14 protein-coding genes and 2 pseudogenes are annotated in these 24,449 nt (G+C 66.1%); 15 read left to right on the forward strand and 1 reads right to left on the reverse strand.

The features are described from left to right. Positions 1 to 39: 39 nt before the first annotated feature. From J2852_RS18030 to J2852_RS18080, 11 genes are all read left to right on the forward strand, one after another. Complete coding sequence (locus J2852_RS18030; protein ID WP_209878044.1) at positions 40 to 1,287, forward strand: NAD(P)/FAD-dependent oxidoreductase; 1,248 nt, start codon at positions 40 to 42, stop codon at positions 1,285 to 1,287. A 26-nt stretch (positions 1,288 to 1,313) separates the two neighbouring features. After that, positions 1,314 to 1,838 (forward strand): hypothetical protein, encoded by a 525-nt coding sequence (locus J2852_RS18035; protein WP_209878046.1) that lies wholly within the window; start codon positions 1,314 to 1,316, stop codon positions 1,836 to 1,838. Further along, positions 1,835 to 2,302, forward strand: a complete 468-nt coding sequence (locus tag J2852_RS18040) for a GNAT family N-acetyltransferase (RefSeq protein WP_209878047.1) — start codon at positions 1,835 to 1,837, stop codon at positions 2,300 to 2,302. The genes J2852_RS18035 and J2852_RS18040 overlap by 4 nt, the downstream gene beginning before the upstream one ends. Further along, on the forward strand, positions 2,299 to 3,567 hold the full coding sequence (locus tag J2852_RS18045) for an alpha/beta fold hydrolase (protein WP_209878049.1): 1,269 nt from the start codon (positions 2,299 to 2,301) through the stop codon (positions 3,565 to 3,567). Before J2852_RS18040 ends, J2852_RS18045 begins: the two co-directional genes overlap by 4 nt. Further along, on the forward strand, positions 3,564 to 5,249 hold the full coding sequence (locus tag J2852_RS18050; protein ID WP_209878051.1) for an amino acid adenylation domain-containing protein: 1,686 nt from the start codon (positions 3,564 to 3,566) through the stop codon (positions 5,247 to 5,249). The genes J2852_RS18045 and J2852_RS18050 overlap by 4 nt, the downstream gene beginning before the upstream one ends. Further along, positions 5,246 to 5,509: a hypothetical protein gene (locus J2852_RS18055; protein ID WP_209878053.1), complete on the forward strand. Its 264-nt coding sequence runs from the start codon at positions 5,246 to 5,248 to the stop codon at positions 5,507 to 5,509. Before J2852_RS18050 ends, J2852_RS18055 begins: the two co-directional genes overlap by 4 nt. A gap of 14 nt (positions 5,510 to 5,523) precedes the next feature. Next, positions 5,524 to 6,450, forward strand: a complete 927-nt coding sequence (locus J2852_RS18060) for an alpha/beta hydrolase fold domain-containing protein (protein ID WP_209878055.1) — start codon at positions 5,524 to 5,526, stop codon at positions 6,448 to 6,450. Between the two features lie 53 nt (positions 6,451 to 6,503). Continuing rightward, entirely contained in the window at positions 6,504 to 6,920 is a 417-nt protein-coding gene (locus J2852_RS18065; protein ID WP_209878057.1) for a rhodanese-like domain-containing protein, read from the forward strand. 93 nt (positions 6,921 to 7,013) lie between these two features. Then, entirely contained in the window at positions 7,014 to 11,348 is a 4,335-nt protein-coding gene (locus J2852_RS18070; RefSeq protein ID WP_209878059.1) for a non-ribosomal peptide synthetase, read from the forward strand. 43 nt (positions 11,349 to 11,391) lie between these two features. Continuing rightward, positions 11,392 to 12,342 carry a hypothetical protein gene (locus J2852_RS18075; protein ID WP_209878061.1) on the forward strand — a complete coding sequence of 317 codons (951 nt, stop codon included), beginning with the start codon at positions 11,392 to 11,394 and terminating at the stop codon, positions 12,340 to 12,342. A 265-nt stretch (positions 12,343 to 12,607) separates the two neighbouring features. Further along, the gene (locus J2852_RS18080; RefSeq protein WP_209878063.1) at positions 12,608 to 13,789 is read left to right on the forward strand and encodes an NAD(P)/FAD-dependent oxidoreductase; all 1,182 of its coding nucleotides are present in this window, start codon (positions 12,608 to 12,610) and stop codon (positions 13,787 to 13,789) included. Between the two features lie 63 nt (positions 13,790 to 13,852). Here J2852_RS18080 and J2852_RS31600 read toward each other — a convergent pair. Then, positions 13,853 to 13,993 (reverse strand): annotated as a pseudogene (locus J2852_RS31600) (IS3 family transposase); the annotation flags it as partial. Between the two features lie 440 nt (positions 13,994 to 14,433). On the opposite strand from J2852_RS31600, the gene J2852_RS18085 reads away from it, so the two are divergent. The 4 genes and pseudogenes from J2852_RS18085 to J2852_RS32500 all read left to right on the forward strand — a co-directional run. Beyond that, positions 14,434 to 15,474 (forward strand): sigma-54-dependent transcriptional regulator, encoded by a 1,041-nt coding sequence (locus J2852_RS18085; protein ID WP_281418460.1) that lies wholly within the window; start codon positions 14,434 to 14,436, stop codon positions 15,472 to 15,474. A gap of 154 nt (positions 15,475 to 15,628) precedes the next feature. Next, positions 15,629 to 19,357: a hypothetical protein gene (locus tag J2852_RS18090; RefSeq protein WP_209878067.1), complete on the forward strand. Its 3,729-nt coding sequence runs from the start codon at positions 15,629 to 15,631 to the stop codon at positions 19,355 to 19,357. Between the two features lie 57 nt (positions 19,358 to 19,414). Next, positions 19,415 to 24,136, forward strand: a complete 4,722-nt coding sequence (locus J2852_RS18095; protein WP_209878069.1) for a tubulin-like doman-containing protein — start codon at positions 19,415 to 19,417, stop codon at positions 24,134 to 24,136. Between the two features lie 111 nt (positions 24,137 to 24,247). Continuing rightward, positions 24,248 to 24,355 (forward strand): annotated as a pseudogene (locus J2852_RS32500) (transposase); the annotation flags it as partial. Positions 24,356 to 24,449: the final 94 nt, after the last annotated feature.

Consider the following 24,449-nt stretch of genomic DNA (forward strand, 5'->3'; position numbering starts at 1 on the left):
CCCCGCGCGCCGAGCCCGCATCGTGGAGTTCCAATAGCCATGCAGCAGCGCTTCGATGTCGTGATCGTCGGTGCCGGTGTCGCCGGTTCGGTCGCCGCGCTCCTCTACGCCCGCGCCGGGCTCAACGTCCTCATCGCCGACCGCAAGCCGGAACGCGACAGCTACAAAGCGCTTTGCACCCATTTCCTGCAACCCTCCGCCCGTCCTGTCCTGGCAAAGCTCGGAATCGAGGACGCCATCACGGCGATCGGCGGCGTGCCCACCAAGGCCGCCTTCTGGACCCGCGCCGGCTGGATCGACCCACCGGGGGATTATGGGTCCGATGGCGGCGACGGCCGGCTGGTCGCCTACAACATCGAGCGGCGCCTGCTCGACCCCTATCTGCTGGGCCTTCTGGAGGCGGAGCCGGGTGTGGACGTGCGCATCGCCTGCGAGGTCAGCCTGCCGCGGCGCGAGGCGGACGGCCTGTGGCGTTTGGATCTGTCCCAGGACGGGAAGCGCACGACGGTCGAGGCCCGGCTGCTCGTCGCGTCGGACGGTCGCCGCTCACCGCTCGCCGGCGCACTCGGCAACCACCCGGTGGTGGAGGCCGAGAACCAGCGCGCTTGCGTTTTCGCCTATTACGAAGGGATCGAGGCACCGGCGAACGACCGCTCGCTCTTCATGCTGGGCGACCGGGAGATGGCGTTCCTCTATCCGCTGGGCGGCACGCGGGCGCTGCTGGCCGCCTACGTCGCCAAGGAAACCGCCGCTGCCTGGGCGCAGGACGGCGACAAGTCGGCCAAACTGCTGGAGTTCTTTGCGACCTTCCCCGGTGTGCCGGACCTCGGCCGGGCGGTGCTGGCCTCGCGGGTCTACGGCTACCTGGACTATCCGAACCAGATGCGGCGGCCGGTGCACGACGGCGTCCCCTTCATCGGCGACGCGGTGGTGTCGCTCGACCCCATGAGCGGCGTCGGCTGCGGCTTCGCCATGACCGCCGCTGATCTGCTGGTGGAGGCAACGGCCGAAGCGCTGACGTCCGGTGCCGACCTCGCACCGGCGCTTGAGGCCTACGCCCGCCGCCACCAGGAGACGTTCGCCGGCCATGCGCAGGGCATCATCGCCGATTCCGTGATCGCCAAATCGCCGGAAACCATTGAGGCGGTCTACGGCCGCATCTGCGGCGATGCCGGCCTGCAGCGCGACTTCATCGCCCTCACCGGCCGCCTGATCGCGCCGGCCCAGTTCCAGCGGTCCTTCCTGATCGCCGGGGCCAAAAGCCGCGCGACGGCGCCAACCGCCTGATCGGCCGGCAGCAATGGAGTCTTCCCATGCATGACCAGACGACCATCGATGCTCCGTTGGGCGGCGCGGCCAACCCGCAGCCGGGACGCGACGTGTTCGCCTACGAGCCCCGCCGCCTCACCGCCGACCCGGTGCTGGAGGTCGGTGGCTTCCGCCTGAAGCCTTACCGCATCGCCTTCCCCGACCCGGCGGCCGAGCAAGCCGTCCAGGCGCACGACCTGCGCCGCATGCTGGCCGCCGCGGTCGCGCCGGAGAGCGATCCGAACTACCATGGGCTGGGCTTCGCTGTGCTGCACCAAGCGCGCGACGGCATCTACCTGCTGGTCGGGCGCTGGTACGCCGGCAACAACCTGCAAAGCGAGAGCTATCAAGTCACCGTCGATGGGGCGGGCGGCGTCTCCCTCGTCCGGCTGAAGCTGTTCGCCTGCATCTGGGAGATGGCGGTGTACGGCTTCGAGCGCGATTCCTGGGTTGCCACCACCATGGCGTCGGGCCGTGGGGTGGACGGGGCGGAGGCTTACCTGCAATGCCGCCTGGAGGGGTGGATATGATTCGTCCGGTTGCCGCCGCCGACCTGCCCGAGCTGGTCGAGCTGTGCCGTCTGCACGCCGCGTATGAGGGGGCGGAGTATGTGGACACCGGCCAGGCCGACCGTCTGCGCGCCGCGCTCTTCGACACCCCTCCGGCTCTGTACGGCTGGGTGGCGGACGCTGCCGAGGGCGGCGGGCTGGACGGCTACATGACTGCGGTGGTCGAGTTCGCGACCTGGCCGGCGCAGCCGTTTGTCTACATGGACTGCCTGTATTTGCGCGAAGGGGCGCGCGGGCGCGGCCTCGGCCGGCGCTTCATGGCAACGCTCGCCGCCTTCGCCCGCGACGGCGGCTACGGCGAGATCCAGTGGCAGACACCGCCCGACAACGCGCTGGGCATCGGCTTCTACCGCCGCATCGGCGCCCGTCCGCGCGACAAGGTCCGCTTCTTCCTCGACGGCCCAACGCTGGAGAGGCTGTCATGACCGGGCTGTTCGACCGGCTGGTGGACGACCTCCACGGCGAGATCGTCCGCCGCGAGCCGCGCTATCCGGAGATGTTCCCCATCGCCGTTCCACGGTTCGCCGCGCTCGCCGACACGGACCCCGGCATCGCCGATCTCGCCGACGCTTTCACCGCCGGGCTGGAACGTCTGCGTACCGGTGGCCTGCGCTTGGTGGAAGGCTTGGGAGACCCGGTTGGCGCCGTGATCGCCGACTCCCTGATCGACGCCGCTTTGGCCGAGCGCGGACACATCGACCTCGTGCCGGAGCCGGGCGACACGCGCCGGCTGGAGGAGGTGCTGGCGGCTGATTTCCAGACGGTGGAGACCGTGGACGGGCGGCGCGCCCATGTGGCCCGCTGGCCAGGACGGCCGCTGCTCGTCGTCAACGCGCTGGGCATCTCGCTGGAGTTCTGGCGGCCGCTGCTCACCGACCAGCGGTCGGGCTTCCGGCCGATCGTGGCGGAGAACCGCTGTGGCAACCTGCTGGCCGGCGGCATGGAGTCCGACGTTGGCCTGACGACGCACGCCGAGGATCTCGCGGCGGTGATCGCCGCGACCGGGTTCCCGCGGGTGGATGTGCTGGCTTGGTGCAACGGCGGCCGGATCGCCATCGACCTGGCCCGGCGCTGGCCCGAGCGGGTAGGGACACTGGTGCTTCTGGCCACCACGCTGCGCGGCATCGACGGGGTGGCGCCGCGGCCCAGCCCCTTTGAGGGCAATCTGCAGAAGGCCTTCGAGAAGGTGATCGCCCGCCCGGATTTCGCCGCGCCGATGGCGCGTTTGCTGGGCCAGCTGTTCGCACCGCCGGACTGGGACGCGGTGGCCGCCGACCCGGAGGCGCGGGCCCGCACGCTCTTCGCCCGTGCCGCCGCCGACCTAGTGAAGGCGCTGGGCGCCCCGATGGCGAGCGGGGAGGCCCTGCTGAACTACGCCGCGCGGACGGCGCGGGACGAGGGATACCCGTTGCGCGAGGCCCTGGAGGCGCTCGCTCATCCGGTGCTGGTCGTGACCGGCGACAGCGACTCCATCATCAGCAACGAACTGACACGGGAGGCGGCAGCCTATGCCCGCAACGCCCGCGCGGTCGAGGTGACGGGCGCCGGTCACTACATCCAAAACCTGCAATACCGGTATATGGTGCACGCAATGCGTAGTTTCGTGAATCTGGAAAATCGCCAGTCCGAGCGTGCGGCCCGGCGCGTCCGGTACCTGAAAGCCATGCGCCCGGCGGAGTGCGTGTCATGACCGGCGACCTCGATCTGTCCCAGCCGCCCGAATGGCAGTACCGCCCCGGCCAGTCGGGCCGCGAGGGCCGGCGCTATCCCCTGGCCCTGATCTATGCCCATGCCGCGGCGCAGACGCCGGACGCGGTGGCGCTGGCCGACGGCGAGACGGTGCTGACCGTTGGCGAGCTGGAGAATGGGGCGCGGCGGCTGGGCACCGAAATCGCCGGGCTCGGCGTCGCTCCCGGCGGGCGTATCATGGTGCTGTCGGAAAAGCGGGCGGTGGTGCCGGTGGTGGCCGGTGCCATCTGGAAGGCCGGCGGGGTCTATGTTCCCGTGGATGCCGAGAGCCCGCCCGAACGGCTGGCCGGAATCGTCGGGCAGTTGGCGCCGGCGGCCATCGTCGGCAGCGCGCGCGCGCTTGAACTGCTGGCCAGGGAAAGGATCGCCGAGGGCATCCCAACCCTGTCCTTCGAACGGGTGCTGGAGTTGACGCGGGCAGCGGAAGAGGCGCCCGCCTTTGCGGCCTTCAGCCTGCCCGGCGAGGACGCGACCGCCTACATCATCTTTACGTCCGGCTCCAGCGGGGCGCCGAAAGGCGTGATGATCAGCCATCGCGCCCTTCTCGACTATTTCTACAACCATAACCAGGTGCTGCGGTTCAGAGCCGGCTCGCGCGTATTCTCGCTGGCGCCGTTCCACTTCGACGTCTCCATCGAAGATACGATCCTGCCGCTGTCGCTGGGCGCTTTCGTCTACCAGTTCCGTGGGCTGCCGGTCGGGCCGCTGATGCGGGCCGTCCTGCAGCGGCAGCGGATCACTCACCTGATCGCGGTGTCCAGCCTGCTGGCCCTGCTGTCCGGCGACGGGGCACAGGTGGACGGTGCCGCCTTTCCGGACCTGGAGATGGTGATGACCGGGGCCGAGGTCTGTGATCCGCGTCTGATCGACCTTTGGGTCACGCGGTTGCCGTCGGCCCGCGTCATCAATGCCTATGGGCCGACGGAAGCGACCATCGTCTGCCTGACCTACACGATCGCGCAACCGGAACCGGAACGGACCTCGCCGTACCCGATCGGCCACCCGCTGCCGGGCGTGTCCATCCTGCTTCTCGACGGGCAGGACCGGCCGATCACAGCGCCGGGCGAGCCGGGCGAGCTGCTGGTCGGTGGGACGCAGGTGATGACCGGCTACCTGAACCGGCCGGAGGACACAGCCCGCGTCTGCCCGGTGATCGACGGCGTACGCTACTACCGCACCGGAGACATCTGCCGGTTCGATGAGCGTGGCCGGGTCGAGTTCATGGAGCGCGCCGACGATATGGTCAAAATCGGCGGCCGGCGCATCCATCTGGGCGAGATCCGTCACCTCGCGCTCGCGTTGCCGGGCGTCCTGCGCGCCGCCGTCGGGCTGGTCAAGGCTGGCGAGCGCCAGCTGATCGGGCTGACCGTCGTCTGCCAGCACGAGGATGCCGAGCCAGCCGTCACCGCAGACGCCGTACGGACGCATCTTGCCCGCCACCTGCCTGCCTACATGATGCCGGCTGTGCTTGGCGTGGTGTGCGAAACACCGCTGACGGCCAGTGGCAAGACCGACGAACGGGCGCTGATTGCTCGCCTTGCGGAGGCCGCGAAAAGCGGCGGACCGGGTGATTACCACCTTACCAGCGACGTTTTCACCCCCTTGACGGAAGCTGTCCGATGACGACCGTGACCTTCGATGCGCTCGCCGAACTGATCCGGCGTTCCGTGACCACCCTGCCGGCCGGGCACCACCTGTCCGAGGCAGACCAGCTGACCGATCTGGGCATCGATTCGCTCACCCTGCTGAACATCATTATGGATGCGGCCTCGGTGCACGGCCTGGATTTGGCCCGGCTGTCCGAAGACCTGACGCCGCCGACCACAACGGCCGGTCTGCTGGACATGCTCAACCAGCTCGTCGCCCTTCCGGCCCCGGCGTGATGGAGTCGGGTACGATGGTCGCGACGCCCCAGCCGCAGGACCGACCGGAGCAGCTGAGCGCCGATTTCAAGGCGGTGCTCGCAGTGCGGCGGCTGTTCGGCAAGCCGGACGTGGCCGCCGCCCAGGCCGATCCGGCAGCGGCGCGCGCACGCACGGCCCGCTTCATCGCGTCCTTCGCCACCCCCGGCGCGCTGCCGCGCGATCCGGCGGACGGGGACGGCAGCGTTGGCCCCGTGCGATTCCGCCGCTTCCCGACGAACGGTGCGCATCGCGTGCCCGGCCAAGTGATCTACGTCCACGGAGGGGGACTGGTCTTCCACGATCTGGACTGCTTCGCCCCGGTGCTGGCCGGCTGGGCTGCGGCCGGCCGGAGCATCGTCGGACTCGACTACCCCAAGGCGCCGGAGACCAAACCGGCGTCCATCGTCGCGGCGGTCACCGGGGCCATCGCAGCGCTCGCCGAAACCGGCGACGAACCGCTCGTCCTGGCAGGCGACAGCATTGGCGGGCTGCTGGTTCTGCACGCGGCGTTGACGGCGCTGGCGGAGCGCCGGCCACGGCTGGTTCTGATCCACCCTGTGCTGAACCTCGACGACAGCCGGAGCTTTCCCTCCTACGAGCAATTCGGCGAGGGGTACCTGCTGGACCGTGACTTCATGGCGTGGTTCCGCGCATTGGCCCGTCAGGGGATGCCGCCGGGCTTCGACCCCCTCGCCCTCACGCCCGGCCAGGCGGCCCTGCTTGGCGAGATACGGCTGGTCAGTGCCGCGTGCGACATGCTGGCCGACGAGGCTAGGCTGTTCGCCGGGCAGCTCCGCACCCTGGGGGTGTTGGTCGATCACACGGTGCTGGGCGGAATGCCCCACGACTTCATCCTCTTCACCCAGCGATTGCTCTCCGCGCAAAAAATGGTTGAACAGACCTCTAGAATTTTCTCTTAATGAATGGTGCGCTAGCTCCATGCGCGCGCATAAATATACAGGAGAATGCCGCCATGAGCCTTGATCAGGCGTTAAGGCACCAGATTGCCTTCTACGAAAACAAGCTCGAGTACGAAACGGACTCGTGGGACCTCTACATCGCCCTTCAGGAAGGGACGGATATCGTCATCGTCGATGCCCGCTCGGCGGAGGCCTACGCGACGGAGCATATTCCCGGCGCCATCAGCTTCCCGCACCGGACCATCACGGCGGAGACCGCGGCCGCCCTGAACCGGGACCGCCTGTACGTGACGTACTGCGACGGCATCGGCTGTAACGCCTCGACCAAGAGCGCGGTGAAGCTTGCCCGCCTCGGCTTCCGGGTCAAGGAGTTGCTGGGCGGGCTCGACTGGTGGAAGCGTGACGGCTACGCGACCGAAGGCAAGGAAGCCCGTGACGGCACGCGGGTGGCCTGCGGGTGCGCCGGCTGACACACCCCGCCTGACCTTACACCTGTAAGCGCGACCGCAGCAGTGGAACCGTCCGCACCGCAAGGTGCGGACGAAACGGGTGTCTGCGGCCTGATGGCGACGATCGCGATGGACCAGAACCCTTCCTTCCCGAACGCTCACCCGTCCGCCGAGAGCCACATGACGGCAACCGGGCCCATGCTGACGCTTCTCGCCGACATCTGGCGGGAGGTGCTGGACCTCAACCGGCCGATCGAACCGGCGGAGAGCTTCTTCGAGATCGGCGGGCATTCGCTGTCGGCCACGCTGGTCCTGTTCGAGGTGGCGGTGCGCACGGGCAAGGAGATCCCGGTCGGGGTATTTTTCAAGAACCCGCGGCTGGGTGACTTCGCCGTTGCCGTCGAAAGCTATCGGCCGGACGCACCCGACACCGCGCTGGGAACCAACGCGGAGGCCGCGCCTGGGCGGCTCTCGTTCCAGCAGCGCCAGTTGTGGCTGATCGACCGGCTCGAAGGGTCCAGTGCGCAGTACAACGTGCTGCTGGCCTACCAATTGCGTGGCCCCCTGGACGTCGCGCGGCTGACGGATGCCTTCGGCCACCTGACCGCTCACCACCCCATCCTCAACACGGTCTATCGACTGGCTGGCGACGAGCCGGAGCAGGTCGTGCTCGCTCCAAGGCCGGTGCGGCTGCCCGTGGAAAACCTCGGCGCGCTGCCCTCCTCAGCGCGGGAGGAGGCGTGGCGTACGGCGGCACGGGAGATGGCGGGTATCGTCTTCGACCTGGAACAGGCACCGCCCGTGGCAGCACGTCTGCTGCGCTTGGCCGAGGGCGACCACGTTCTGCTGGTCACCGTACACCATATCGCCTTCGACGGCTGGTCGGCGGACGTCTTCCTGAAGGAACTGATCGCCCGTTACGAGGAGCAGGACGAGGCTGGGTCTCCGCCCTTCTCCTACACCACTTACGCTGAGCGGCAGGCGGCCGAGATGGTTGGCCCGCGACGGCGGATCCTTCTGGACTTCTGGCGGGCGGAACTGGCCGGCTTGGCTGAGCGTGCCGACCTCATCCCCGATTACCCGGCTCGGCTCGGCCGGCGCGGTGCCTGTGGAATGGTCCGGCGCCGGCTGGACGGGGCGGCCTTCGAAGCGTTGAAGACCTTGGCGGCGCGCGTCGACACCACCCTGTTCGTCGTGCTGTTCGGCCTGTATGCGCTGCTGGTGGCGCGGCACACCCGGTCGCGCGACGTCGTCATCGGCACACCCATGGCGAATCGGGGCCGGCTGGAACTGACCAGGGCCATCGGCTTTTTCGCCAACAGTCTGGTTCTGCGCCGCCCCGTGGACGCGAACCAGCCGCTGGCGGACTTTCTGCGCGAGACCGCAGCACAGGTCCAACGGGCGTTCGAGCACCAGGACATCCCCTTCGAACTTCTGGTCGAGGCGCTGTCGCCGCCGCGGTCGAATGGCCGCAACCCGCTGTTCGACATCGTCTTCGTGCTTCAGCACCGGCCAAAGCGGGGCATCGCCATGGGCGGGGCCGCCGTGGAGATCCTGCCCGTGGACAACACGCGGGCGAAGTTCGACCTGATCCTCAACGTGCTTATCGACGAGGACGGGCTGACCCTTGAGTTCGAGTTCGATGCCGCGCTCTTCGATGCCGGCCGCATTGCCGCCATGGCGGACCAGTACCGGCATCTGGCCGAGACCGCCAGCGCCGCCCTCGGCTGCCCGATTGGGGAACTGGACGCGCATCCGGCGAGCGAACGTGCGCTGCTGGCCGCCGTCAACGACACCGACCGGCTGCTGCCCTTCGCATCGGTGGCCGAGGCGTTCGCCGCCGTAGTGGCGCGGTGGCCGGTCCAGACGGCGATGATCGAGGGGGACACTCGTCTCGATTACCAGACGCTGGACCGTATGACCGACCACATGGCCGCGGCCTTGCGCCGCGTGGGGGTGGTGCCGGGGCATAGGGTCGGTCTGGCACTGCCGCGCGGCGCCGACGGTGTCGCCGCCATGCTGGCAATCCTCAAGTGTGGGGCCGCCTACGTTCCGCTCGACCTCGCCTACCCGCAGGAACGCCTGTCCTATATGGTGGAGGACGCGTCCATCGCGCACGTCATCGCTCGGAGCGACGCGGTGGCGCACTGGGACCAGGACGGCGGCTTTGCCGGCCGCGCGCGGATCCTCGATATTGACGCCCTGCGGATCGCGCCCGAAGAAGGGGCCGGACCATCGGTGTCGGCAGGGCCGGCCGACCCGGCGTATGTGATGTACACATCCGGTTCGACCGGCCGGCCGAAGGGTGTGGCCGTCCCGCAGGAGGGGATCCTGCGTCTCGTGCTCGATCCGGGCTACGTGACGGTGGGGCCGGAATCGCGCGTCCTGCATGCTTCCTCGGTGTCCTTCGACGCCTCCACCTTCGAGGTGTGGGCGCCGCTGCTTTCGGGCGGCACGCTGGTCATCCACCCCGGCGGCCCCTTCGACTTGGCCGCCCTGCTGGCCACGGTCGAAAACTGCCGGGTGGACACCACGTGGCTGACGGCCGGAGCGCTGGACGGGCTGGTGGCGCTCGGGCCGGTCTTGCCGAACGCGCTGCGTCAGCTCCTTACCGGCGGTGACGTCGTGTCGGCGGCGGCGGTGCGCAAGCTGTACGATCACAACCCGGCATTGACCATCATCAATGGCTACGGCCCCACCGAGAACACCACCTTCACCTGCTGCCACGTCATCCCGCGCGACCACGATCCGGCGGCACCGCTGCCGGTCGGGCGGCCGATTCGCGGCACGGCGGTGGAGATCCTCGACGACACCGGCCGGCCAGCGGGCATCGGTGTGCCCGGTGAACTGGTTGCCATCGGCCGTGGCGTGGGACTGGGCTATCTGAACCAGCCGGATCAGACCGCCGAACGCTTTTCCTTCGATTGCCCGTACGGGCTGTCCCGCAGCTATCGCACCGGCGATCTGGCGCGCTGGCGCCCGGACGGGCGGATCGACTTCCTGGGCCGGATGGACGGGCAGGTGAAGATCCGTGGCTTCCGCATCGAACTGGGCGAGGTGGAAAAGGCGCTGGCCGGCGCCCCTGGCGTCGCCGAAGCCGCGGTGACCGTGCACGGCGCCGAGGCCGGAAGCAAGTTCCTTGTCGGCTGGGTCGCCGCAGCATCCGGCGGCACCGTGTCTCTCGACGCTGTCGATCGGTGGATGGCGCGCGCATTGCCGCAGCACCTGCGGCCGGCACGGGTGCTGGTCGTCGATAGCATCCCGATGACCATCAACGGCAAAGTGGACCGCAAGGCGCTGGCCACCCGCTACGGCACGCTAACCCTGGCGGGTGGCGGTACGGCGGCGTGCACGGCCACGGAAGCCCGGCTGGCCGGACTGTGGCAGGATCTGCTTTCGCTCGCCGGGCCGCCGGGGAGGGACGACGGTTTCTTCTCGCTGGGCGGCCACTCACTGCTGGCCGTCCGGCTGGTGGCCGGCATCAACGATGCCTGGGGCCTCGATTTCCCCATCCGCATCGTCTTCGATCATCCTACCGTGCGGGCCATGGGCAAGGCGGTGGACGAGGCGCTGGCGCAACGGGAGGAGGGCACGCCGGCAACGGCTGGACCGAACGCCGGGCGCCTGACCCCCATCACCGACGGCATGCCGCCGACCTGGATCGCCATTCCCGGCATTGGCGCAACGGGGGCCGCGTTCCTGTCCATCGGCCGGGCGCTGGCCGCCCGCCGGGATGGCGGGCCGGTTACCGCCATCGAGCCGCGCGGCCTGTTCGACGACGCGGTGCCATGCCGAAGCATGGCCGAGATCGTCGCCGACACCCTCGATCTGATCCGGCGGTGTGCACCGGCCGGCCTCATCCGCCTGATGGGCCATTCCTTCGGTGGACGCGTCGCTTTTGAGGCCGCAGCGGCACTGGAGGCCGAGGGGCGGGCGGTGGATCTGGTGCTGCTGGACGCCTTGCCCGGCAATACCCTCGTGGATGTCCGTGATCCCGGCTTCACGCCGGACGACGATGCCATTGCCGCTTGGCTGCTGCGGGCGGTCGGGCTGGGCGATATGGCGACCGGGCGGTCCGCCGTGGCGGCGCTGGGTGAGGCCGGTCTCGTCGCCGAGCGGCGCGTGGGTGCGCTTCTCGCCGTGGCGCGCGCTCAGTTCGAAGCCAACGGGGTCTACGATGCGGCCGGGCGCCGCTACGGCGGGCACGCGCTGCTGCTTTATGCCGAGGACAGCCTGATCGGGCGGCGAGATCCGCCGGCGATCCGCGCCGATCTCGCCCTCCACTGCCCCGGCGCCAGCATCGCCGTGGTGTCCGGCGATCACTTCTCCATGCTGCGCCTCGGCGACCATCTGGCTGCCGCCATCACTGCCTTTTCGCCGGCCTCCTCAAGACCGTCCCCGTCATCATTGCACCCGGCACCGCCACAGCTGCCAAACGAAGCGAGATAGCATAATGCCAGCCCTGAATTACGGATATGTCCTCGTATACATCTTGGTGACGGCTTACTCGGCTGTTTTCGTCAACATCAAGTTCACCGAGGTGTCGGCGATCCTGATCACCTTTTCGACGTTCTTCGTGTGCTGGTTCGTCTTCCTAACCGCCAACCGCGCCCGGCTGGGCGCGCTGGTCGCGCTGTGGCGGAGCGAGAAACGCTCCTACCTCATGGTCAACATCGCAACGCTGCTGAGCTGGATGGGCATGTTCTCCGCCCTGAAGCTCGTCAACGCGCCGGTGCAGACCGTCGTTTACATGTCGATCATTCCGCTGGTGACGGTGGTCCTGGGCGGGGAGTGGCGGCGCCTGTCGGCGCTGACGCGGTTGGCGGTCGGTGTCATCGGTGTGCTGGGCATGGTGGTGGCCTATACGCACCCCTCCATGGCTGACTTTGCGATCAACCGCCAGTTCGGCGGCGTGCTGCTGGCGCTGGGAGCGGGTGCCTGCGGCGCGGTCTTCATCGTGTCGTCCAGTGCTCTGCAAAAGCGGCACAGCCTGTCCACCAACGACCTGATCTGCATCCGGCTGCCGATCCTGCTGCTGTTCACCGGTGCCATCTCACTGCCGGAACTGGTGCGGGTCTTCTCGTTGGAATTCGTCGGTAAGGCGCTGTTCCTGTCGGCGGTGGCGGTCATGGTGCCGGTGTGGATGTTGCAGCAGTCGATTACCAAGATCGGCGGTGTCCGCACGTCGGTCCTCATCCCGCTCGTGCCAATCACGGCGCTGGCCCTGGAGTGGCGCGAAGGCGTGACCGTCTCATTTCCGGCGTTGGTGGCGATCTGCCTGCAGTGCGCAGCGATCATGTGGACCTCGCTGTCACTCGCGCGGGCGCGGCAGGCCGTGGCCGCCGCCCCGACGGGCACCCCAGCTGGCGCCCCGACGCAGGCATCCTCGACGGTGCCGGTCACTGCCCAGCCGGTGACGGAGGTTGGCGCTCTCAAGGGCTGAGTTGTCGCCGCCGCATTGCGCCGACCCGCAGCGGATGAGAAAGGGCGCCGCGGCGGGTTCCTCCCTTTGCGCAGCATGGGGAAGGGTAGGGTGGGTGCCTGATGCAACGGCCTTTTTCTTCTTAGATCCGTGGTGCGCGAAGCGGGGGTAGACCCCCCTCTCCCCAACCCCTCCACCATCAAAGGGGCCATGGGAGGCGTGCACCATCTTCTGCTGAGCCCGCGCGACGATCACGGGAAAGCGAAACACCTGCATGGGGGAACGCATGTTTCATCACAGCGAGACGGCATCGGCCGATGTCGTCGTGATCGGCGCCGGCATCCTGGGCCTGTTCACGGCCTATCATCTGGCGATCCTGGGCGTTGGCCGCGTACACCTTATTGAACGGCAGGTGCCGACCGCCGGATCGAGCGGGCGCACCGGGGCGCTGATCCGCTCGACCTACGACAACGAGGCGGAAGCGCGGCTGGCTCTGGCCTCCCTGCCCGTATTCCGCGAATGGGGAGAGCGGATCGGCGGCAGTTGCGGCTTCCGGCCCACCGGGCTGCTCACCCTGGTCCCGCGGCAGGATGCCGATGGCTTCCGAGCGCTGGTTGCGGCGCAGCGGAGCTGGGGCGTTGACGTCGCGCTTGCCGATGCTGCGCAGGCGATGGAGTGCACGCCCCTGTTGCGCCTGGACGAGGCGGTCGGCGCCCTGTCCCACGAGGCGACGGCCGGTTGCTGTGACCCGATCCTGGCCTGCCGCGCCTTGCATGCGCGAGCCGCCGGCATGGGCGTCACCTTCGGGTTCGGCGACGGCGCGCTGGCCCTTCAGGCGTCGGGGGATCGGATCACCGGGGTGCGGACGGCACAGGGCACCATCGCGGCCGGCGCCGTGGTGGTGGCGGCCGGCACCGGCGCGGCCACAATCCTGGGCAGCGTCGGCATCGACCTCGGCCTGGTGCCGCACGGCTCACGCGTCATGGTGTTTCACCCCTGGCATCTTCCCGAAGACGCGGGCCTTCCGACGATCATCGACCATGTGCAGCAGGCGTGGTTTCGGCCGATGCCGGGCAACGGCCTTCTGGTCGGCAATGAATTCGGCGGGCAGCGCGGTTGGAACGGTGCGGACGGCGACATGGAAGTCCCTGCTGACCTGGTGGCCGACTACCGTCGGGTCCTGTCCAACCGCTTCGACCGCGTGGACGGCGCCGCGTTGCGCGGAGCGTGGTCGGGCGTCTTTGTCATGAGCCCCGATGGCCGGCCGATCCTCGGCCCCGCCCCCGGCTATGCCAACCTACTCCTGGCGGTGGGCGACAGCGGGACATCGTTCAAGACGGCACCGGCCATCGGGCTTGCTCTGGCGGAAACGCTGCTTCGAGGACGGGCGGACAGCGTCGCTATCGACGCCTTCGCGCCCCGACTGGTGCCGAAAGGCGATCCGGTGGCAGTGACCGTGTCGCGTTGAACGGGCAGCGCACCCCGGAACAGCACAAACACATGTGCCAGTGTGGTGTATTCCGGAGGGCCTTCACGGCGCCACGGCGACACCCTCGGTTTGAGCATAATAGCGTGCTTCGGCCTCGGCCGGAGGAATGTCGCCGATGGGTTCGAGCAGGCGGCGGTGGTTGAACCAGTCCACCCACTCCAGGGTGCGCAGCGGGCCGGAGCGCTTGCTCTGGTCACGCTCCGCCTGCCGGACTCAGCCCCGCAGCGTCTCGGGAATGCAGCCGATCTTCGCCGCGATTGAGCGGATCGCCGCCCACTGCGAGGCGTGTTCCCTGGCGTGGTTCAATCAGCCATTCCACGCGAAGTGCGGAAGAACCGGAAAAGGGGACCACCTCACGCGAATCTTTGCCATAAGCCAAGCGTGTTGTGCAGGAAAATATTTGTATTCTTATGACGTGACGGTTCTTTGTCTATTTTTCTGATAGCATTTATTGGATAATGGCGCCTTGAATTTCCACCCCTTTTGATGGAGTGTGGAAGCGGTGGTCAAAATCCATGAATATTGACTACGAAAGAATGCATTTCGCCTATCGGTGAGAGTTTAGTCAGATGAGCAAAAGAACTGATCTCATGCTTGGCGTCATTCCCTTGCCGACTGCGGCAATGAACAATCAGAAGCCCAAATCCCCCCGGCGGGGCGAACCTCGGCGCTCGGCAAATAAAGCCCATTCAGCCGAGAGTCCGAGCAGTGCGACCGCCTCGGCGGTTCCGTGCCCCGAGGAGAACGTTCCGGACATAACCCCGCGCATGAGAGCTATTGCCGCCCAGGACGGCCCTATCCTGATCACCGGTGAGACGGGGACCGGCAAGTCGGTGCTTGCCCGACATCTCCGTTCGCTTTCGAAGCGAAAGGACAAGCCGCTCATTGTCCGCGGCTGCGGCGAGTTCGACGTCGGAACGGTAGAAGCGCAATTGTTCGGGCATTCGCGAGACGCCTACACGGGAGCGTCGACGGAGCAGGACGGAGTCTTCCAGCAGGCGAACGGCGGCACGCTGGTGTTGGACGATGTCGATTACCTGCCAAAGCCGATGCAAACTCGGCTGCTGCGCTTTCTCGATGACGGCACCTTCCATCGCCTCGGTGAGTCGGATCGTCCCCGGCGCGCAAACGTCCGACTGATCGTCACGAGCAACAAAGACTTGCAGGCGTTGAGCGCCACCGGCCAGTTCCTTCCGGACCTGTTTTTCCGGCTCTCGCATTGGCGCATCATGCTGTCGCCGCTCCGCAGTCAGCCGGAAGCCGTGCGGACGCTCGCGAACCGTTTGCTCGCGCGCTTCGACCAGGCCAATGGGGAACCGCCGCGCACGTTCTCGCAGGACGCGCTCGACTTGCTCGCCTGCATGGCATGGCCGGGCAATGTCCGGGAACTCAAAGCCACGGTCGAGAACATCGCGTTGGAGGTCATGGGAACGCGCCGCACGGTGATTGGGCTCGACGGCGCGGCAGCCATACTGCTCGATCCCCATTCCGGCCGGCAAATCGGTGGTTTGCCGCTGCTCCCGGATCTGAGCGAGGACGAACGAATGTTTCGCCTGCTCGTCGTTACGGGATGGAACATCAGTTTGTCCGCCAGTTTGCTTGGGGTGTCCCGCAACACGATCTACGACCGCGTCCGGACGCGTGGCTGGCGCCGCCCGGCTTGAGCCCCGGCGTCGACTGTTCAACGCGGGCCGGCATCTCCGGGAACTGAACAGTCGGAGCGCCGACCCGGCGTGACTACCTCTAAAGATTCCAACACGTTACGAAATGGTATAGGAGTTGCTACCGCTGCATCGTCCCAAGCACGGAGACGTAGTGATGATGCGGCGTGTCATATCCTTGGTCTGGGTGGTGGTCGTGGCGTTGGCTGGCAGCCCGCTGGCTGCGCAGGAGCAGCAACTGCCGCCGTTCGACGTCTTCGTGTACATGGATGCATCGAAGACCATCTTCACCGAACGGCAGCCGGGCCCCAACCGCCGGATCGTCGAAATGCTCAAGGAGCTGTTCCGCGAACCGATCGATGACAAACGCCCCTTCGTCGGTGCCGGCGACCGTGTCTATCTCTACACCTTTGCTGAAAAAGCGCAGGAGTTCAGCAAGGGCGCGATCGACGGCGGCAACCGGAAGAACCTGGAGGCGGAGCTGGACCGGCTCGGCAGCGAAGGAGAGAAAGGGCACAATCAAGGCAAGACCGACATCGGCGCCATGCTTGGCAGCGTCCGAGGAAACCCGGGCATGCTGTCCGATCTCGGCAAGCGGCAGAAGGTGGTTCTGATCGCCAGCGACTTCGTCGATGACACGATAAACAGGGAAGAGGTCTTCTGCCGCAGCACCAGGGAGTACGAAAGCAAGCCCGAACTCGTCCCGGCGCGCTCCGCCATCGAGGACCTGCGCCGCTCGATCATCGGCCTGGAAAAGGAGACGAGCAGCCGTCCCTTCATCGCGCTGTTGGAAATGGACGAGCCGTTGCCGAGCGGCAAACCCGACAAGTACCCGGACTGCACCAACCGCATGATGCGTCTGGCCCGCATCCAGACCGCCCTGAGCGATGCCGCCGGAGTTGGCGCGGTGCGGATCCCCTACAGCTCGGCGGAGCGGAGCAGCCGCAACTTCATCGACACGGTGAAATCCGGCATCTACAGGGCGATGTTGCCGCCGTTGGACGTTGTGGACCCGCGCGCCGAGTGGCGCGACAACGGCATCGTGGTGCGTTTTTCGGTGCGCAATCGTGGCCGGATCCCCAACGCGCTGCAGGCCGTGCAGTTGCATCGGGAACCGAAAGGCCTGAGTGTCAGTGGTGAACAGCTCGAGACACCGCGTTCGATCGCGCCAGACGACCAGATCGCGCGCGAACTTTTTGTCCTGGGCGACGAGTTGCGCGCCTTGACTCGTGATCTGCCTACGGATGCCGACGGCAATCAAAAACTGTACCTGTCCGTCGTGGACGAATCGCGTGCGCCGAATGGGCAGCGCCGCACCTATCCGGTTCCCGTCGAGAATGTGACGCCCCTTGTGATCAAGAGCGTCACCCGGACCGGCGACGGGCGCGCCCTCCAGGTGGAGTTCGCCAACGATGGCGGCGCGACGAAGACCGCGCGCTCGATCACGTTCTTCAGCAGCAGCGATACCACACGGCAGAAGTGGATCGGCATCGTGCCGCTGAAAGACGGTCCCCGTTTGGAACCGGGGATGCCGCGCAAGGAGAACATCGCCCTTCCCGATCCGGTCATCCAGAATGTCAAGCAGGGAGATTTCTGGATCACCGTGGACACCGGACCGGAAGGTCAGTTCAGGTCGGCTCCTTACCGTGTCCAGGCGCCGAACCTGAACCCCATCGTCATTGAAGGTACCGACTGGGTGCAGATCTCGAACACGCGCGCCCGTCTGCTTCTCGATCTGAACAACCCGAATGCGCTGCCCATCGCCTTTGCCAAGCTGGCCCTCTACGGCGACAACCAGATCCGTGTCGACTACTGCGAACCGGAAGGCGACGCACGGGTCGTCAAGGGGCAGCAATCCGGTCGCACGACCGTGACATGCGATCTGGACGTGTCCCGGCAAAACGCCGTCTTCGATCAGCAGAAACTCTGGGTCCGTCTCGTGGACGAGGCCGATCGCAGCCTCTCCGGAGACACGCTGAAGCCCCTGCGTTCCCTTCGGCGAGAGCCGTTGAGCATTCAAAAAGGCGAAATCCGCACCGGCACCAGCGGAAACGCGGTGATCTCGCTGCAAGTCAAGAATCCCAACCAAATCTATACGCTTGTCCGGCAGGTTTCGCTGCGCAACGTCGGGCGGCCCCAGAGCTACATCTGGACGGCCAATCCTCCCAAACAGATTGCGCCGGGCGATCCGGCCACGCCGGTCGATATCGATGTCGACCAGAAGCTGCTGAGCGTCATCGACCCGCTGCACCCCGTGGAAGCGGTTCTGGTCGACCCGGACGGTGAGACGACGGCCCCGCGCTCCCCGTTTCGCCTGTCACCGGCGCGGGTGGACGCGCCGGCCGTCTTGGAAAGCAAGGGCAGTTCGCCGTGGGGCCAGGATGCGCCCAGGCTGACCCTGCGGCTCCGCAACAACGCGAACGTGCCGCAACGGCCGGAGATGATCGCGTTGTCCAGCGATCCTGTCGGCGGAAATCAGCGTGAGTTTGAGATCGAACAGAAAGATCCCCTTGCTCCGGGAGAGGAAGCCGAGCGGACCGTTCTCTTGGCGAAGCCCGAAGATCAGGCGCGCTTCGCCGGGGTGCAAGGCTTGTTCGCCTGCGTGTCGCAGGTGGCGGGCTCGGAGCGGCACGTCTGCGCGGACCAGGAGCGGCGCCGGTTGCCGTCGCTTCCGGCACCCCTCATCTCCGTCACGCCGAACATGGAGGGAGCCTCGGGCCTTGCCTACAATGCGGAGAAGCGTGAAATCAAGCTTCGGCTGACCAACAACGGGGAATGGGCCGGGCAGCCGAAGGCCGTTTGGTTCCTGCCTCTCAACCGCAGCACCCAGGGCGTGGTGAAACATGCGGTTCCCGATTCGGCGCCGTGGATCGAACGCGGGAAGTCCCATGAGCTGAGCATAAGCTTGTCCAACTCCGACTGGGAGAAAGTGTTCAGCCCGGCCGGCATCCGCCTGCAACCCTATGCCGTCGTGGGGGACGTGAACACGTCTCCCCCCGCCCAGGCGACCGACGTGGCGATCAAGCCGGTCGAGAAAATCGCGCTGACGATCAAAGGCACCTGGCTTCAGAAGACTCCGTCCGGGGATCGCATCGCCGCCCGCGTCGACGTCAACGTGGTGCGCAGCGCCGTCGATCCCCCCTTGCCCGCGATCTTCGTCGTTCTGCTCGACGGCGACCAGCCCATTCCCAACGGCCGGCAAGAAGCCAGAGTGACGTGGCAAGGCAACCACGGACATGCCGAAGTGCCCTTTCCCGACGTCAAGGTGACGGAGGCCGAGCGGGGGAGGTTAACGGCCAACATCGAATACGCCGGCATCCCGGAGCCCATGGCGACGGGAACCGTTCGCGCCCATTTCGTCGTCAGCATGCTTGCGATCACCTATCCGGGTCTGGTCGTGCTGGCCCTGGTGTCGTTTTACTTCCTTTTCCGCAGCCGCCACGTACCCGCATATCTGGGCAAGGGCAACCTGTGGCGCGGGTTTGCCTTCCTGCGGATCGACGAGAGCCAGGCGAGCAAGGCGTGGGAGTGGGGAGAGCGGGTTTACACGGTCGTCATCGCCGTACTCTTCGGCGGATCGGCCGGCCCCAGTGCCGCCAGCTTCATGGGTGCCGACATCAGCAACATCCTCGTCGGCATCATGATCACGTGCTCGGCGAGCATTACGTTGCTGATCTTCCGGCGCCTTTTCCTGCTGTCACTGAACAGCCGGCTTGAAAGCCGGGTGGGCACTCCCTTCACGGACTGCTTCACGCGTTCGATCATGCAGCGGCCCTGGTGGTACTACTGGGCGATGTCCGGAACCTTCCTGGTCGCGTGGCTCGTGACCGCCCTGTTCGTGGCACCGATCACCAGTCCGATGTTCGTGCTGGCCTGGATCAACTGAACGCCCAGCCTTCCACCCCCCCTTCCTTTTCGCCTGCGCCCACACGCGAGGACTGACATGGACAGCAGAATGGCTTCTCACTGGTTCCCGACCATGGTCGTCGGCCTGGGTGGCACCGGGATCAGGACCATCCGTTTTTTGCATCTGCTCATCGCCAACGACACCACCGGCACCCTGCAGGCGATGGTCGACAAGGGAGCCCTGACATTCGTCGGCATCGACACCGACGACAAGGCCAACCAGCCCGAAATCATCGATGACCGGCTGACGCCGGACCACGAGGGCCGCCTGTTCCATGGCCCTCAATCGCTGCCGGTCTACAAGGGGCTGATCCAGGTCGACACGGAAGCTATTGTGAACGCAGTCGAACAACTGCGCGGCCACGAGCATGAGGAGCCCGACACGAACGTCCATGCGTCGATCAGGACTTGGTTTCCGGAGCTGACCAGGGGGGAGGAAAACGACATCACGCTCGTACAGGCCTTCACCGGTGCAGCCCAGTGGCGTGTGCTCGGCCGCGCCGGGTTCTTTCTCCAGTTCGCGGAGATCCACGGGCATCTGCTCGACGCCTTTTCCCGTGTCCAGAGCGCCGCGAACGATCGGGCGCGTGTGATCATCGTCTCGTCGCTGTCCGGCGGCACGGGATCGGGCATGTTCTGGGATCCCGCGTTCCTGCTGCGCAATCAGGACCAGCGTTGCCTGATTCAGGGGATGTTCCTGCTGCCCAGCGCCTTCGAAGGGCTCAAGAACCAGAAACGGGTGAAATCCAACGCCTTCGCTGCCCTGAAGGAAATCGCCACCTGCAAGAACTGGCTGCAGCCCGATACCTTCACCGTGACCTACCCGTCGAACAGCACGACCTATGTCGCCAAAGCCGGCGGCCGCCCGGCTTTCAATGCGATCTATCTCTATCACGCGTTCAAAACCGACGGTTCGGTGAAGAACCTCGCAAAACAGCGGGTCCTCAGCAGTTGCCTGGGGCTGGCCCGGAACGCACTCGCGCTGATGCGTGTGGACACGCACCTGGCGACGGGCGAGGGCAAGGACAACGATCCCGGCGATGCCGGCGCCGACGCGAAATCCAGCGAAGGCGCTTACGCCTTTTCCACCACGGCCTGCGCACCGATTCCCGTTCTGGACACAGCCACCGTGACGCGGCATTTCCACCTGTGTCTGCTGGACCATTTGCGAATGGTGAAGCTGGCCGGCGATCGATGGCCGAAGACGTCTCTCCGCGATCTGCGCAGCGCCTTGCTGGTACGCGACGACGCCCTGCGATCGGTGGAGGGCTGGATCGCCTCAATGATATCGGTCCTGGCCGACCGATTGCCCGAAAAACCGTCCCGCATCGAAGCGGTGATGGACGCGCTTGGGCGCGGCCTTGTGGAGGCGCAAAACCTGATCGACCGCGTGAAGGTCGAGCGGCCGTTCCCCGCCAACGAACTCGCCCGCGAAGTCAAACGCATTTACACCACCCACACCGCTCCCGAACTTCAGCAAGGCTGGGCGGAGGATATCAACCGGCAGATTGACGAAAATCCGCGCCCTCCGGTTTGCAACCTCGGCGATGCATGCGCGCGCTACGCCGGGGACCTCGACCAAACGATGGACGTGATTATCAAGGCAATCGGCCAACTCCGGGTAAAGATGGAGAAGGATCACCAGCCCTTGACGATTGAGGATACCGCGCACCTCCGGGCCATCGCCCACACTCTGAAGGCTTGGCACTCCGATCCGCTGTTGGGGCGGAAGGCCATCGACGCCCATCTCACGAACCGGGCGCTCCTGCTCGGCACGGACCCGGACGGTCAGGAATGGGGAGATCCGTCCGACACCGACGCCGCGACCCCGCGGGGCGAACGTCCCCGGCACCCCGCGCAGGAATGGCTGGCCACCGCGCCGTCGGCCCTGCTTTTGATCCGTATCACGCTTGGTCTTGTCCGCCAACGACAGACATCCGATCAGAAACTCGTGTACGCCCACGACTCGCTGGACGCGGTTGGTCCAGCCCATCTGGCGTTGCGCCGGTTCTTCGAAGACGCCATCTCCGACCTGGAGCCGCTGACTCGGCACGCCTCCCGAACGGCAGACGCCGACCGGTACTTCGCTGCCCGCGAATATCTGCTCGTCAACGCCGAACGCTTGGCCGAACGCTTGGAGGGCCTCGTCGCGCACAGCGAGCGATTGATGACGGACCTCGCCAACAGCGTGACCGACATCACCGCCGCGATCGGGCGCGCCGCTCCGGAGGGTCTTGATCCGAATTGGCCGGAGCAACTCGGCAACGTGCTGGCGCCGTTGCCAACCCTACTGTCGAAGCTTCCCGCACCCCAGGCGGACCCGAAGCCCTATCAGGAGCACGCAAGGGGCATCACCAACGCCATCGTCGAGGTTGCGTCCGGCACGGGTAGGATCGGACCGAAGCTGAACGACCTGCGCAGCGGGGCGCGTCAGGCAATCACCGATGCCTGGGAAACCGCGCTCGCCGAACTTCGCACGGCGCTGCCTCCGGTGGTTGACAAGGGGGACGCGTCCCTTTTGGATGTGCTGTTTCAAAAAGTCATAGATATTGCCGGATTCCAAACGAGGCTTCTTGGCGATCCCAAAGCCTTTGAAGGTTTCCTTTTCGATCTCGAGGCTTTTGCCGGGGGGGGCGCGGCCCATTGGTGCGCCCAAGACGAGATCACGCTCGAACGTCTCGGGTCGATTGATGGCATCGCCCGCCTCATCCGCGATCACATGCCGCGCATCTTCAACGACGGCGTCCGCGAGAACGACATCCGCCGCAGCCATTTCTTGATTGCTCCGCCCCTGTTCAGGGAAACGGCCGGCACCTCGACGACGCTGGCCTACGATCTGGAAGCCGGGTTCCATGCCGCTGCCTCCACGGCCAAGGCCGAACTCCCCAAAGTCATCGCCCCGTCGCCTTTCCCGGTCATCTATTTCGAAGACCATTGCCGGGCGCTCGACGAGATCGAGGGCATCCGCGACTACTTCAACGACTATCAACGGCTTTCCGACAGACAGCGCCAGCTCTATCACCTGTTCCGCGGGGCGCCATCCTTCAAGAACAGGATCTCGCCACGCGATGAACGGCGGAGGGTTCCTTGCGGCAACGACGGATGTGACACCCACGACATCCGCAGCCAGCCCAATTCCGACATTTTCTGTAAGGGTTGCGGCAAACCGATTCGCAACCGGTGCGGCAACGATCACTGCCCCGAAACCGACCTTGTCGCCCGGATCCGCGAGAAACGGATCAACGGGCTCCGCACCAACGAAGCCGGGATACCCTACAAGTGCCCGGCCTGTGACGGAAATCTTCGAACCTATTGGTGGTATTGCGATCACCACAAGGACCACCCGATCTCCACCGCGATCCTGCAATGCCCGACCTGCGAGGACGAGCATTTTTCCAACCGGCGACAGCACTCGAAAGTTGGACGTCTCGAAGGCGGCCTCGGGATCGAATGCCCGGGATGCTTGACCACGGGAGCCAAGAGCACCGATCTTCGGCGTGTGCCATGGGCGCTCAAGAATTTCTTCGAGAATGGCGTTGGCCCGCACGACGCCGACGAAATCGCGCGCCTCGCAGCGACGAAAGGAGGGTCGATCCTGGAGTGCGACAACCAGAGGGTCAGGCGCCATTTCCTGTTTCCAGCCTATCGTCTTCCGAACAACCAAGTCGTCAACGTCTTCCGCATTCCCATCGGATCGGGGAAGGCAAGCGCGTGGAGAACGGATCCGCCGCAGCAGGCCATCCATTTCGATACCTGCTTCCATTGCGGTCATCCTGTAGTGACGGACCCCGCAGCTTTGCTGGTCGGCGACAGCGTAACGCCTGTCGACTGCCCCCGCTGCCTGCGTCCGCTGCGCCACTGCGCGTGGTGTTCGCCAAATGATCGAATGCTACTGAAGGGTGAACCGACCGGCAGTGGCGGCCCGCTGCGCTGCCCGCGCTGCACCAACGACATGCAGCCCATGGCGCGGGACATCATCGTGCAGCCCGGCAACGGACGGAAGGCAGGATTCTGCATCAACCTCTTCGGCTGCCGGGCCGGTTCTCAGCCGTGGAGCGCGGTGTCCGACCTTGAACGAATCAACGGATGCGCGGCTTGCGAAGGGCAATTTACGGAGCGCGTGAGGCTTCTGCCCCGTCATCGGCTGGAGGGGCACGTTAAGGATTGTCCACTTTGCCTGCTGATGATCGGTCAGGCAAAAGACGGCAAAGTGCACCGGCTCTTGACGGTCGAAGTCCTGTATCGCTTCATGCGCCTTCCCGAGGGAACCGGCACCAAGGCGCTGGACGTTTTGCCGCAGGACTTCGAATGCCCCGTCTGTTCCGGCCATCGTGGTCGCATCCTGCGCTGGCTGAGCCAGGACGATGGAATGGCCACTGGAATGCCGAACGGCATGCCGTACTTCGCCAAGCCTTACCCGGCAGCCGATGCCAAGGCGGATCTCGATGAACTGCGCAGGAAGGTAAGCGGTATCACGCCGCCCCTTACGGTCCATCCATCGATCGGCATCGGGATGCTGGAAGTGCTGCGCGGGAACACGGAGGACAATGATGCCTATGAGCGGCTTGATATTCAAAATCTGATCACGGACGGTGGCGGCAACGTACAGACCATCAGGCAATCGCTCCTGTCGCTTTTCGCCGACCAGAAGGTTTCATCAGGAACGTTGAACCGACGGTTCCAAACGATAAACGATCTGCACACACAGAACTCGCTGCTCGACGCAGCCAAGTATACACCCGCGGAACCTGCATTCTGAGACCAGCACGACATCCAATCGGGTCTGTTCACGATCTCAGCTGCCTGACGTGGTCCCCGGTTCCCGGACGGTCGGATAAGCTTGGTTCGCCCACGCGTAAGAACGGACCCGATGACGGGAAAACGGAAGCGATTTCGGGTGGAGTTCAAGGCGAAGGTGGCGCCGGCGGCGATCCGGGGCGAGCCGACGGTGTCGCGGCTCGTCGCCAGGCACGGAGTGCGCCACGACAAGACCGACCGGCCGCACTCCGCGCTCAGTGGCAGACCCCTGGGCGAGGTCTATCAGGGCAGCCCGGATCGGATCAGATTGGCGG

This window comes from Azospirillum soli (genome assembly GCF_017876165.1).
GTDB classification, from domain to species: domain Bacteria; phylum Pseudomonadota; class Alphaproteobacteria; order Azospirillales; family Azospirillaceae; genus Azospirillum; species Azospirillum soli.

Coding starts and splice junctions, on each gene's coding strand:
- J2852_RS18060 (WP_209878055.1), top strand. CDS start 5,524: ATGGTCGCGACGCCCCAGCCGCAGGACCGACCGGAGCAGCTGAGCGCC.
- J2852_RS18055 (WP_209878053.1), top strand. CDS start 5,246: ATGACGACCGTGACCTTCGATGCGCTCGCCGAACTGATCCGGCGTTCC.
- J2852_RS18040 (WP_209878047.1), top strand. CDS start 1,835: ATGATTCGTCCGGTTGCCGCCGCCGACCTGCCCGAGCTGGTCGAGCTG.
- J2852_RS18030 (WP_209878044.1), top strand. CDS start 40: ATGCAGCAGCGCTTCGATGTCGTGATCGTCGGTGCCGGTGTCGCCGGT.
- J2852_RS18080 (WP_209878063.1), top strand. CDS start 12,608: ATGTTTCATCACAGCGAGACGGCATCGGCCGATGTCGTCGTGATCGGC.
- J2852_RS18070 (WP_209878059.1), top strand. CDS start 7,014: ATGGCGACGATCGCGATGGACCAGAACCCTTCCTTCCCGAACGCTCAC.
- J2852_RS18045 (WP_209878049.1), top strand. CDS start 2,299: ATGACCGGGCTGTTCGACCGGCTGGTGGACGACCTCCACGGCGAGATC.
- J2852_RS18050 (WP_209878051.1), top strand. CDS start 3,564: ATGACCGGCGACCTCGATCTGTCCCAGCCGCCCGAATGGCAGTACCGC.
- J2852_RS18090 (WP_209878067.1), top strand. CDS start 15,629: ATGATGCGGCGTGTCATATCCTTGGTCTGGGTGGTGGTCGTGGCGTTG.
- J2852_RS18035 (WP_209878046.1), top strand. CDS start 1,314: ATGCATGACCAGACGACCATCGATGCTCCGTTGGGCGGCGCGGCCAAC.
- J2852_RS18085 (WP_281418460.1), top strand. CDS start 14,434: ATGAACAATCAGAAGCCCAAATCCCCCCGGCGGGGCGAACCTCGGCGC.
- J2852_RS18065 (WP_209878057.1), top strand. CDS start 6,504: ATGAGCCTTGATCAGGCGTTAAGGCACCAGATTGCCTTCTACGAAAAC.
- J2852_RS18095 (WP_209878069.1), top strand. CDS start 19,415: ATGGACAGCAGAATGGCTTCTCACTGGTTCCCGACCATGGTCGTCGGC.